The sequence below is a fragment of the Sinosporangium album genome (assembly GCF_900100605.1).
In the GTDB taxonomy this organism is placed as follows: domain Bacteria; phylum Actinomycetota; class Actinomycetes; order Streptosporangiales; family Streptosporangiaceae; genus Sinosporangium; species Sinosporangium album.
Window position 1 is genome coordinate 270,935 of sequence record NZ_FNCN01000002.1, and the last position, 12,575, is coordinate 283,509.

Here is a 12,575-nt window from a genome sequence, read left to right on the forward strand (position 1 = left end):
CCTGATCGTATCGGATGCGATATCCAGAATGACCGATGCCGACCTCATTACGGTCCGTACATATCCCTCTGAGCTGCGCAAGGTGATCTGGAGTCATATCGGGCTTTCCAACCCGCGCTCCGTGAGCGGCTCAGCGGCGACCGCACTGGCACGGGTGCTCAAAGGGAACGACAGCAAGCGCAGGGCCTCGCTCATCTGCGCGCTGAGCTCGTACTTCAAGCCCGCCTTCGAAAACCACGATGGGCTGTCCACGGAAGAGTGCATCAAGCTGTTCCACCGCGACAAGGCCCCCGGCATGCTGCCTCGAACGCATCTCCTGGCGCAGTTGCTGGTGGCCACCGCTCATGTCGACGAGGCTTTCATCGACCTCATACTGGCCGACATCTACCAGCATGACCTGGCTCTTTCTCCGCTGGCGCTCGCCCTGCTCGTCGGGTCCGCGGAACGCATGGGCCCGGAGGCCGGAGCGGCTGTGCGGGAGGGCTGGAGGGAACTGCGCGACCTGTATCCGGGCCTTCCCGAGCTGCCGGTCACGCTGCAGGAGTTGCGCGATGCCGTATTGTCGCCCCCTTCCGCACCGGACGACGACATCGTGAATGACGAACCCGCGGTGAACGCCGGCGGAGCCGATACCGGCACCGGCCGTCTTTCCATCGAGAAACTGCGCGAGGACCTCGACCGGTTACGTGCGACGCTGCCGGCGGCGGCGGAGGCGGCCGGACGCATCCGGCAGGCGCTGAAAGACGGTGAGCGACCACTCGACCAGGATGTCGAAACCGTGTTGTGTGGAATCCGGGATTTCGACGATCTGCGGGGCCGGCTGGAATCTCGGCAGTCGATTTCCGACGTGGCAGTGGACACCGTGGTTGTGGATGCGGTGGCTGTGGATGCCGTGGCTGTGGATACGGTGACGGTGACGGCCGTGACGGTGGATGCCTTCCAGCGGGCTATCGACCGGCTTGACTTCGCCGACTCCCGGCGCCGGAAGATCCGGTCGTTGGCGCGCATCAGCGGACCTGCCTTCATTGAAGCGCTTCTCCAGGAAGTCCGTGAAGCCGCGCTCACCGAGTCACCCTCCTTGGAACCGTTGGCGGATCTCATCGAATTGGCCGACGATCCCGATGGTTTCCTGCAGATTTACGAGGCCGAGCAGCGCTTCCGCGAACTGGCACCGCAGAGGTGGCTGCCGTTGGCGACCGCCGCGCATCGGCGGCTGATCGTGATCGATGGCGAAGATGTGCCGGTGCCGGTGCGCGAGCCGAGTACGGCTGAACCCACGATGGCCGCGGTAACCGTTCCTGCCCCAGCCGACGACCCCGTCGAGCCCTCCTCGTCGGTGAACAGGCCACCAGAGCCGGCGCCTTCCCCGAAGCTGGACGACGGGCTGGCAGACCTTGACTCTTTCATCGAGCGGAGACTGCACCCGCAGCCCACGCAGGGGCAGAACACAGCACCGGCCGTTGAAGAGCCGCCGACGGCGAAGCACGCTCGCCCGGAAGAGCCCACCCCTGTGGTAAGGGGCCTTCCGGAAGACGAAGAAGACGACCCGGTCCCGGTCTCCCCGCCGGCTCCCGAATCTTCCCCCGACACCGCTGGCGACACTGCCACCGACACCGGCGGCGACACCGGCGGCGACACTGTGGGAGCTCTTGAAGCCGAGGCTTTCGCCCTTCGGAGCAGCCGCTTCGGGCTCGCGGCCTGGGTGCGCGACGCCGCCGGCGGTTCGGCCGCCGAAGTGAACGCCCGGAGATGCGCGGCCATCGCCGCTGAGATGAGCGAATTCGCCGGTCGGCTGTCGGCGGCGTTCGCGGAATCGGCCACCGGCCTGTCGATGAGGGCACTGGGCGACGACACGGCCGGGCAGCTACTGGCCTGGGCGGCCGCGCTGCGTGCGTGCTTGGTCCACCCGACGTCTGAGGCGGCCCAATTGCTCGATGAGCTGTCGCCGTTCTTCTCTTCGTATCCCGGATTGGCGGCGTACGGGGACGGCTTCGGCAAACTGGCCAAGGCGGGGGCCTATCTGATGCCTGGGTTGTCCGGCCGGATGTACGACACGTCGAAGGCGGAGAACAGGCGCCGCGAGGCGTCGGAGGCCGCCTCCAGGGTCCTCAGCGAAGGCCCCGCACAGACGATCAAATACGCGCCGGCGACCGATGTGTGGAAGAACCTGCTGCAGAACGACTCCTCCGGTCCGGGCCGGCTGTTGGCCGTTGCCGCCGCCGACGACGGCTCCCGCGTCCACGACGTACGGCAGGAGCTGGACAGACTTCGGGCGGGGAGCGTGATCGACCGCCTGGTCGACGAGGAGGCCAAGGCACGTGCGTCCAGGCGGGGAGGCAGCCGGATCCACTCCGGGGCCAGGGCGAGGTTGATCGCGAAGATCGACAAGACGCTGGATGTCGTCGCCGCGTGGGTGTCGGCCGTTCGCGAGCTGGAATCGTCCCGTGTCGATGACTCAGGCGTCGCGTGGGTGGTCAGACATCTGACCGACCTGCGTGCGACCGTCAACCAGAATCGGCGCCGGAGCGATGACGAGCTCGCGAGGCTGGCCGGCTCCACCGATCCGCTCGTCGCGGCAGCCGCCGCGTCCGCGGCGGCTTTGATCGGCGACACGCTGCGTCTCCTGGAGGGCGGACGGCCGCAGCGGGCGGAGTCGCCTAGCGCACATGTGCTCAACGGCGACCTTCTGCTGTCTTCGGTGGTCCGGCTCACGGTCGACACTCTCATCCCCGCAGTGAAGCCCTCGCTGGACGACCTGGCTCCGCTGTGCAGGCCGGACGGCAGGAACTGGCGGGACGCCTTCGAAGCGAGGGCCGTACTGGGGGACCATGAAGGCACTCGGGCTCTGCTCTCCGTGCTGACGTATGAGGATTCCGCGCTGGCCTCGGACCTGCGGCTCCGCCGCGACAAACTGGTGGACGCGGCCAGGCACGAGCGCAGCGACCGCGTCGAAGACCTCCATGACCGCATCGCCGAATGGCGCAGGGACGGCGTGCTGCCGGAGGTCATGGCCACCCGCTTCGTCACCCGGCTCCAGGCGCTCGACAGCGACGACCGGGATGATTTCGATGTCATCGCGGATGGTCTGGCGGGATTGGAGAGGGAGGCTCTGAAGGTTCGCGACGGTGAAATGACGTCGGAGCTTGGTCTGCTGACCACGTTGAGCGCCGAGAATGCGAACGTCGCCGCCGTCCAGGAGCGGATCAAGGTCTATATCGAGGCCGGCGATCTGACCACAGCACGTGAATTCATGGCCCAGGCGAAGGCGGGCAAGGAACTCCCGGAACTCTCCGACACCGTCGATCACCTGGAACGGTTCTTTCCCGCCTTCCCCCAGGCTTTCGAAGACATGTCGGCCGTGTGGAAGGGAGGTCAGCGCGGACGCGAAGGCGACGAGTGGCTGCAGAAGCTGAAGGACGCCCTCCACACCGGAAACGAGGTGTCGGATCCCGCACTCAGAGAGCTACTGCTCGGGGCGGGGCTGTCGGTTTCCGAGATCCCGCGCGGCCGTCGGGGGGTGGCCTCGCATGGTCTGCGCAACTGGAAGAGCATGGCGCAGGGGCCGAAGGCCGCGGGGAATCTCAAGAGTGCTCTCACCGCGGTCCTGCAAATGATCGGACTGGAGGGGGTCCAGGAGCCCGCCAACCCCGAACAGATGCGCCAGTGGATCGCGCTGAACCAGGTGCAGAGAATCGGCGACTCCATCCTGCCCGCCTTCGGTTCCCGCATGAGCCCGGCGGGTGACCGGCTCCGGTTGCTGCTGGTGTGGAAGCCGCCCGGTCCGCAGCAGGTCATGGAGTGGCTGAAAGACCAGCCGGAGGACCAGACCGTCATCGTCTTCTACTTCGGAGTGCTGTCCGCCGAGCAGCGCCGCCAGCTGGCCGCGCTCGCCCGCAGACGGCCGACACCGGTCGCGGCGGTGCTCGACGACGCCGCGATCACGTACTTGGCCTGCGTGCCGGACGCCAACTGGGTGACGACGCAGAGGCTGCTGGCGCCGTTCACCGCGGCGAACCCGTATACGCCGATCGGCGAGGTCCCCGAGGAGATGTTCTACGGGCGGCAGGACCAGTTGCGCGAGGTCACCAGCCCCACCGGGTCGTCGTTCGTGTACGGCGGGCGGCAGCTCGGCAAGTCCGCATTGCTGCGCAAGGCCGAGCGGAAGGTCCGGGAGACGGATTCCCACCGCACGGTGATCTCGGAGATCATTCAGAACATCGGCAAAGTCGCCAAGGTCACAGCGTTGTGGCCGATGCTGGCGGGGAGGCTTGTCGAGGCGGGTGTGCTGCCTACGAGCGTGGTCTCCCTATCGGATCCGGCGGACATCTGCCGCGAGGTCCGGGACTGGATCGACGGAGACCCGGCTCGCCAGCTCCTGATCCTGCTCGACGAGGCCGACGAATTCCTCAACCGTGACGCACGGGACGAGGCATTCGCCAACGTCATCACCATGCGCAACCTCATGAATGAGACGAACAATCGCGTCAAGGTCGTCTTCGCCGGCCTGCACCAGACCGTACGGTTCGAAAGCCTGTCCAACCAGCCGCTGGCCCACCTGGGCACGCCGATCGCCGTAGGCCCGCTCGACCCTCAGGACGCCTACGACCTGCTCACCGAGCCCTTGGCCGCGCTGGGGTTCCGGTTCCCCGCCCGTGTGGCCTCCCGGGTCATCGCGGAGGCGAACAACGCGCCGGCCCTCATCCAGTTGTTCGCCGCGGCGCTGCTCACGCGCCTGCGCAGGATCTCCACGCCGCATGCGAAGCTTCCCTATGAGATCACGCGCCAAGACGTGGACGCCGTGTGGCGCGACAACAAGCTGGCCCGCGGGTTCCGCGACCGGTTCGAGTGGACCCTGAACCTGGACAAGCGTTACAAGGTCATCGCCTACACGGTGGCCTTCCACGCACTCGACATGGGAACCGATGTCACCCTGACGGCCAAAGAGTTGCGCAGCGAATGCCAGGAGTGGTGGCCCCGGGGGTTCGGCGACTCCACAAGCGACGGTTTCCGCAGCCTGCTCGACGAGTGTGTGAACCTCGGAGTGCTGGCGGCCGACGGTGAGCGCTACCGCCTGCGCACGCCCCACATCCTCAACCTTCTAGGTGGGGCCGAGGAGGTTCAGACCATGCTGGACCAGGCGGACTCCTTCGAACTACCCGACTCTTTCGACGCCCAGTCCTATCGTTACGCCTACAAGACCCACGGTGAACGCTCCCCGCTCACCGGCAGCCAGGTCACGCGGCTTCTCAGCCCGCGCAACGCGCTGCATCTGGTCGCCGGCTCGTATGCTCTGCAGATCGATCGGGTCGCCACCGCTCTGGAAGACGCGGCCGAGCAGCACAAGCAGGCGCAGACACTCCGGGTCGGCGCGGGCGGCCTCACCATGGAAGGCGCGGTGCAACGGGCGGTTCAGAGCTCCAAGCACGATGTCCTGATCATCGACCTGGCCGGGCAGCCGTACAAGAAGGCCACCATGATGGCCAGGGCCGCCGCGAAGGCCATCTCCATGCAGACCAAGGGCACGCTATCGGTCACGCTGATCGCCTCTCCCCAGCATGCGTCCGAGTGGCTCGCCACCGGTCGGCGCGTGGATGCCGGAGAGGTCGGAGATTGGACCAGCACGGCGGAACTGATCGAGCTGCAGCCGTTCAACAAGGCGGCCGTCCGGCAGTGGATGCACGAGGAGGAGCTCGGGTTCCAGGACGAACCAAGCCAGGAGGCCCTGCTGCGCATCACCGGTGGGTGGCCGCTGCTGATCAGCAAGGTGATCCACGCGCTCAGAGGCGGCAACGCCGACCGGGATCACGCGCTTGAGGCGTGCCAGGCGCACGTGGACCAAGCGCCGGAGGAATTCGTCCGCTCGACCGGGGTGCTCACTGACACGGTGATCCGTACGGCGTGGCGCACGCTGGTCGAGACCGACGAATCCGACACGCCGGAGGGGCTTGCCGAGTGGTTGAACCTGGCCGCCGCGGGTGATGAAACGCACCCGCTGTCGCAGAGCGGACTCCACGAGGAGGGCTACACCTCGACCTCCGACCTGGTGGAAGTGCTGCGGATCCTCGGGGCGCTGCGCGTGCGGAGCGACGGAAGACTCCAGCCGGAGCCCGTGCTCATGAAGGCCACCCAGATGATGGGCCCGCTCGCCGATGACTGACCCGCTCCTCCCGATCCTCCAGGCAGCGGCGGAGGTGTTCCTCTCTCGTCCGGCGCTGGCGGGGGAGGAGCACGACAGGGACCGGTTCGTCTCGGACCGGCGCCAGATGATCCTGGATGCGGTGGCCACGCTCCCCGCGCTGCGCGACAGGATCCGGGAACGCCTGCATACACCCCGAAACCGGTCGGATGTGGAGGCCCTGGCCACGCTGATCCTCTCAACCGACGATGCCACCGTTCGTGCGGCCCTGCGGCTTGCCGAGCAACTCGACAGGGAGCGCCTCGCGCAGCACACTCTGCGCAAGCGGTACCAGAACAAGGTCCACGAGCTGCAGAGCAGGCTGGAGACGGCCAAAGGCCGCCACCAGCACGCCGCCGCGGCACTGGAGACCGCGCGCCACGCGGTCACGGAGTTGGAAAAGCGGGTCGATGAGCTCGACACGCAGGTCTCGGCACTCCAGGACCGGCTCCGCGATCCGCGGGTCCTGGCCGCCAATCTGCTCGGACTGCTCCAGCAGCCGTCGCAGGAACACGACGAGGGTCCGGAGACAAGGGACCCGCGCAATCACGGCCAGCAGGACCGGCCCGCGCCTTTGGCCGCACTCGCCGCACATGCCGCCGGCATCGACCCCGAGCGTTTCCTCACCGCGCTTCAGACGCTCATCACGCCCAGGCCCACCCGGCCCCGGGTGACGGTCGTCCAGGAGCGGCGCCTGCGCGTTCACCCGCTGGGCGGTGCCAGTGAGATCGGTGGTTCCTGCCTGCTTGTCGAGGCGGGCGGGACCCGTCTTCTCGTCGACGCGGGACTGCGGCCCGGAGACCCGGCACTCCCTCCGCGTGATATCGACGAGGCGCTGTCCGGACCGATACATGCCGTGGTGGTGACACACGCGCATACCGATCACTGCGGATACGTCCCTGCGCTGGTCGACCGCTATCCGGAGTTACGCGTCATCGCCACGTCGGAGACCGCGCTGCTGATGCCGCAGATGTGGACAGACTCGGCGAAGCTCATGGGCGAGCGGGAACGCCTCCACCGCCAGTGGGGTTCGTACGGCGAAGCGCTCTACCGGCGCGGCTCGGTCGAGGCCGCCGCGCGTCGGTGCGAGGAACTTCCCTACGGTGTGGAGTGCCTGATCGGCGATGTCACGGTGGAGCTGTTCCCCGCCGGCCACATTCTCGGCGCTGCCGGCGTGGTGGTCCGTGCGGGCAGTCAGCGGATCGTTGTGACGGGCGACATTTCGGGATTCCGTCAGGAGACCGTGGACGGCTACGCCATCCCGCGCTCGGCCCGAGAGGCCGATCTCCTCGTGATGGAGTCCACCTGCTGCGCCGAAGACCACGCCCCGAGGGAGACACGGGTCAACGACCTGGTCCGAGCGGTGGAGGAGGTCTACGCGGGCGGCGGGAGAGTGCTCATCCCGGCCTTCGCCCTGGGCCGTGCCCAGGAACTGGCCCTCATCATGCGTACGCACCTGCCGCACATCCCCGTGCTGGTCGACGGCATGGCCGCCACGATCGCCTCGTCATTCGAGCGGATCACCGCACAGCACCCGTCACCTCTACGCATCTTCGGCGGAAACGTCAGTCGCGCTCAGGACATGCGCAAGCCGATGCCGTTCACCTCCGGGGTGGTGATCACCACATCCGGCATGCTCACGGGAGGCCCGGTGATCCAGTGGGCGGCGGAAATCCTGCCGGAGCCGCACAGCGCTCTCTTCCTGTCGGGATACCAGGACGAGGAGTCGGCGGGCGCGAAACTCCTGCGCCTGGTCAAAGAGCAGGCATCCCACCTGACCGTGAACGATCACGGCATCGAACGGAACATCCCGCTTAACGCGCGCATCGACATGATGCGGCTGTCCGCTCACGCCGACAAACGAGGCCTGCTGGAGATCGCCGACGAGGTCGGCGCCCGCCAGGTCATGCTGGTCCACGGGCTCTCCCGTCGGCAGCGGGATTTCCACAAGATCCTTCAGATCCGCGGCCACGGCTTCGCGGCGACCGGCCCGTGGGCGTGACGAGTTCGCAGGTGGTGGCATCTCCTGCTCTGGGCCTGGGGGCAGCAGGAGTGCCGACGGGCGGCCGAGCCCGTGAAGGCAAATGGCGGCATCGGGAGAGTAAGGGTGTCAGCCATTGAAGGGGCACCTGTCGTCCAGACCTCGGGGGTTGGGGTCATGTGCCGGGTGGATCGGTTTGCGGGGGGTCGGGTTGCGCGTTCATCTGGTGGTCGCGGCGAAGCGGGCAGGGGTGCCGGTGCGGGGGGTGGTGTTCGAGGCGGCGCGGGAGGCGATCGGGCGGGCGTTTCCGGTGTCGGCCGAGAGTGACGGCGGGGGAGTAGCGGTCGGCGGCGGGGGATAGGGCGTTGTTGTCCTGGTCCAATGAGTCGGAGGGGCACGGGTTGCCGATGCTGTGCTCGGGCGGTGGCCGGGTGGCGGGGCCAGCCGGTACGGCTGTCGCTCACCGGAGGCCGCGACAGCCGTCTGCTCGCCGCGCTGCTGAACAAAGCCGGCATCCTCTTCGTGGCGGCGACCTCGGGGCACGACAACGACCCTGACGTGGTGCTCGCCGGGCGGGTCGCGGAGGCGCTCGGCGTCGAGCATCGCGGTCGGCGTGGCGCGGCTCTCGGAGTCGCGGATGGACGCCTTCTGGCACCTGTACACGGTGTCGGTGATGCTGTCGGACGCTTTTTCCACCCCCACCGCGCCGGATCTTCCGCCTTTGCACGTCCCCACACCGGGTTCCGGCCGCTGACGGCCGGGCGGCGGCGCCCGGTCAGTGCCTCTGGCCGTTCACCTGGACGAGGTCGAGTCTGACGCGTCGGTGGATGAGATTGATCTCGCGGATGCGGAACGTGAGGCTCCGGCCTTCGGCGGGCAGCCGTCCCATGGGGAAATGGGAGACGTGTATCAACCCCTCGACGCCTTCCGCCACCGCCACGAAGGCGCCGAACGGAACGACCCTCGTGACGGGCCCGGTCACGACATCGCCGAGACGGGTGCGCGCGATCTCCACCAACGGGTCGGCCTGCAGAGCTTTCAGCGACAGGGACAACCGTTCACGGTCGAGGTCGACGTCGAGGACCATGACGACGACTTCCTGGCCGACTTCGACGATTTCCGACCAGTCGTCGAAATGGCGCCATGTCAGCTCGGCCGCGTTCACCAGGCCGTCGGCGCCGCCGAGGTCCACGAACACGCCGAACCGCTCGATGGAGGTCACAACCCCTTGACGAACCTGTCCTGGTTCGAGGGTGCCCAGAAACTCAATGACTGTTTCGGACTTCCTTTTTTTAACCATCGTGCGCTTGACATTAGATGGTGGTTTCCCGTTGGGCAAGACGTCCGCGGGGTTTTCGGCGCAGGCTCCGGCGCCCGGTGGCCGACACCCCGCAACACCGCCGGGCATGCCTTCTGGGCTGCGGCGATTCGGTGTTCCTACGGCCGAACCCCCAGGCAGGGGAGGGGTTCGGTGGCTCTCGCCTGCGGTTATGTCGGGGAATTCCAGATGAACGCCGGCAGCCCTCGTTCTTGAGGTGGAGGGCCACTTCCGCAGTCCAGGGAATTGTTTCTCGTTATCCGGCCGGAGACCGTGCGGGGTTGCCGCTAGGCTGCGGGCCATCAGTGTCGGCATGGGGCCGGTGCAGGTGGAACGTGCCGATTCGTAGAAAGGCCGTGGAAAGGCCGTCGGACAAGCCTGCCGGGTGTCCCGGGCCGGAATAGAGAAAAGGATGGGAGCCCCCGTGAGAGGTCTGCGCTCGGCCGTGGTCGCTGTGGTCGCCGTGGGTGCGGTGTTCGGCTTGGTGGCCTGTGGAGCCGACTCGCTCGACGGCGCCGCCGTCGTGGAGGGGTTCTCCAAGAAGGGGCTGCCGGCCACGGCGACGGTCACCTTCACGGCTGAGACCGACCCCGAGAAGCTGCTGGGGCAGTCCGGTGGTTACGAGAGCAAGGTGGCTTTCGCGGATGAGCGCGCTGCGCGGAAGGCGCTCGGGTCGAAGCAGGGTGACGTGGTGGCGGGGGGACATGTGGAGGTCTTCCCCAACGAGGACGCCGCGGGTGCCCGTCTCGACCGGCTCTTGAAGGTGGCCAAGATAACGGGCAAGGAATACGTGTTCTCGTGGGGCACCGTTGTCGTCCGTCTTTCGCCGGAGCTGACGTCGGAGCAGGCGGACAAGTACATCGCGACCCTCAAGCAGATCGTGGGATAGGGGGTCACCCAAGGGATAACTGCGATGTGTGTGATACACCGTGATTTGACACCCCAAAACACACATCAAGGGCATGAACTTCCAGCTCTATAACCGACGTATCCCGATTCAATAGATTTCTCTTGAGTCAAGGGAAGCGCTGTGATAATCCCGTCTGGGAAGCCGACCTGCGGCTTCTTCAGAGGGAGGCGTGTTGAGCCGGTGGTCGCTCGCCCCGTCATGGCTCGCGAGTGACCCCGCCGTGGGGTCCGGCGGCGTCGTGGCCGCAACCGAGCTGCGCATGGTGCGCATGCTCGCGTTCGTGCGGGCCGGAACGGCGGGTTTCGTCTATGTCCCGTTGATCAGTTGGAACAGGCTGGCGCTCCCCTGGCTCGCCCTCGCGGTGGCGATCGCCGCCAGCCTGCACTCGGCGTGGTTCGTCTGGTGGTCGCGGCGGGTGAAGACCCCGAGCGACCCGGTGCTCGTCTGGAGCGACGTGGCCGTGGCCGTCGTGTTCATGCTGGTCGGTTCGCGCGCCGCCCCCGACCTCGCGAGGAATCTGCTCATGACGCCGCTGGTGCCGTACAGCCTGGTGACGTCGGCGGTGCTGGGATTCAGCGCGCGGCGCAGCATGGCGCCGGTCCTCGCGGTCGCGGGTCTGATGGCAACCTGGGTCATCTCGCTGTATCCGGACTACGGGCAGAAGCTTGGTTCTGACCTGCTGGGATTTGTCATGTGGTATCTCGTGGCGTTTCTCATCGGCCGCGAAATGCTGAACCTCGCGCGCCAGGCCGACATCGCCACCGCCCGCGCCGAACGCAGCCAGAAAATGCTGGCGGAACGTGCCATCCACAACAAGCTCCTGCCCATCATCGAACGTGTCGCCCAAGGGGGCGAGCTCGGTGAGAACGTCTCCAAAGCTGCACGCAAGGCGGCGATCCTGGGCAGGGCGTTCCTCGGCGACCGCAGGCACGGACCGCCGCCCACGTTCGAGGCCACGCTGAAGGACGCCGTGGAGGGCGTCGCCGCGCTCGGCCTCACCGTCAGGACACGCTTTCTCCTCGCCGCCGATCCGCCGCCGGAGATCGCCGAGGTGTTCGCCACAGCGGTCGGCGAGGCCCTCAACAACGCCCGCCGCCACGCCGGCCCGGCCGTCCTCGTGGAGGTCCAGGCCGACTCCGGCCCCGACTGGCTGGACATCACCGTCATCGACGACGGGTACGGCTTCGACCCCGAGCAAGTCGCGCCCGGGCTCGGGTTCACCGGCGTCTACGCGGAGGTGCGCGCCCTCGGCGGTGAATGCTTCATCACCGCGTCCCCCGGCGAGGGCACCTCGGTGACTCTGCACTGGGAGCCCCGGCCTGTCCGTGACATCGGCGGCATCGGCGGCATCGGGGACGGCGCGGCGGGCGCGGCGGGTGCGGACACGTGAACGGCCGCATAGCCATCGTGGACGACCACCCCCTGGCCAGGGATTGGCTCATGCGCGAGCTCACCCGGGCCGGCCACACGATCGCCGCCGTCGTCGCCAACGTGGAGCGGCTCGACCCGGGGCAGGAAGTCGACCTCGTCATCTGCGACCACTCCCTGCCCAACGGCAGGTCGGGCACGGCGGCGGTCGAATACCTCATCCGCCGCGAATACCGGGTGCTGTCGGCCTCCGGGGTCGCCAAGACCGAGGCGGTGCTCGACGCTGTCGGGGCGGGCGCCTGCGGGTTCATCAACAAGAACCAGGAGGTCGAGGACTACGCTCGCGCGGTCGCCGCCGTACTCGCCGACGGCTGCTATCTGTCGCCGCTGCTGGCGGGCTTCCTGCTGGCCGACGCCGGGCGAAGACCGCTCGACGCGGACGAGATCGGCCGGCCCGAGCGGCTGCTGCTCCGCACGATCGCGGACGGGAAGACCTCGGAGGAGGCCGTCGCCGCGCTCGGTCTCACCCGCGACGCCTACCTCGACAGGCTGCGGCTGATCTTCACGGCGGCCTGCCGGCGGCGGAGGAAGTACCGGCTGTCCCCCCGCGAGCTGCAGATCGTACGGCTGATCGCCCGCGATGACCTCAGCGCCCGCCGGATCGGGGAGGTACTCCACATCAGTACCGACACGGTCTCCGACCACATGGAGTCGATCAAGCGGAAGTACGTCGCCCTCCATCCTGATTGTGACCTTCGCCCGCGCGCCATCGTCCTTAAGTGGGCAAGAGAGCTTGATATGTCGGACTAGGCGCGTGAATTCT

General features: G+C 67.5%; 6 protein-coding genes and 1 pseudogene. 5 read left to right on the forward strand and 2 right to left on the reverse strand.

The window, feature by feature from the left end; translation table 11 throughout:
* Positions 1–28: 28 nt before the first annotated feature.
* Both BLQ73_RS02925 and BLQ73_RS02930 read left to right on the forward strand, forming a co-directional pair.
* Positions 29–6,157, forward strand: coding sequence for an ATP-binding protein (locus tag BLQ73_RS02925; protein ID WP_093167942.1), 6,129 nt, complete (start codon positions 29–31; stop codon positions 6,155–6,157).
* The gene (locus BLQ73_RS02930; RefSeq protein ID WP_093167944.1) at positions 6,150–8,177 is read left to right on the forward strand and encodes an MBL fold metallo-hydrolase; all 2,028 of its coding nucleotides are present in this window, start codon (positions 6,150–6,152) and stop codon (positions 8,175–8,177) included. The genes BLQ73_RS02925 and BLQ73_RS02930 overlap by 8 nt, the downstream gene beginning before the upstream one ends.
* 198 nt (positions 8,178–8,375) lie before the next feature.
* Here BLQ73_RS02930 and BLQ73_RS30910 read toward each other — a convergent pair whose 3' ends face one another.
* Together BLQ73_RS30910 and BLQ73_RS34890 are read right to left on the reverse strand one after the other, a co-directional pair.
* The gene (locus tag BLQ73_RS30910) at positions 8,376–8,852 is read right to left on the reverse strand and encodes a hypothetical protein (protein WP_176955236.1); all 477 of its coding nucleotides are present in this window, start codon (positions 8,850–8,852) and stop codon (positions 8,376–8,378) included.
* 79 nt (positions 8,853–8,931) lie between these two features.
* Positions 8,932–9,420, reverse strand: a pseudogene (locus tag BLQ73_RS34890) (S1 RNA-binding domain-containing protein); the annotation flags it as partial.
* A 478-nt stretch (positions 9,421–9,898) separates the two neighbouring features.
* Here BLQ73_RS34890 and BLQ73_RS02940 point away from each other — a divergent pair.
* The 3 genes from BLQ73_RS02940 to BLQ73_RS02950 all read left to right on the forward strand — a co-directional run bounded on the left by BLQ73_RS02940 (position 9,899) and on the right by BLQ73_RS02950 (position 12,562).
* The gene (locus BLQ73_RS02940) at positions 9,899–10,363 is read left to right on the forward strand and encodes a hypothetical protein (RefSeq protein ID WP_093167947.1); all 465 of its coding nucleotides are present in this window, start codon (positions 9,899–9,901) and stop codon (positions 10,361–10,363) included.
* A 193-nt stretch (positions 10,364–10,556) separates the two neighbouring features.
* Complete coding sequence (locus tag BLQ73_RS02945; RefSeq protein WP_093167948.1) at positions 10,557–11,774, forward strand: sensor histidine kinase; 1,218 nt, start codon at positions 10,557–10,559, stop codon at positions 11,772–11,774.
* Positions 11,771–12,562, forward strand: a complete 792-nt coding sequence (locus BLQ73_RS02950) for a response regulator (protein WP_093167950.1) — start codon at positions 11,771–11,773, stop codon at positions 12,560–12,562. Before BLQ73_RS02945 ends, BLQ73_RS02950 begins: the two co-directional genes overlap by 4 nt.
* Positions 12,563–12,575: the final 13 nt, after the last annotated feature.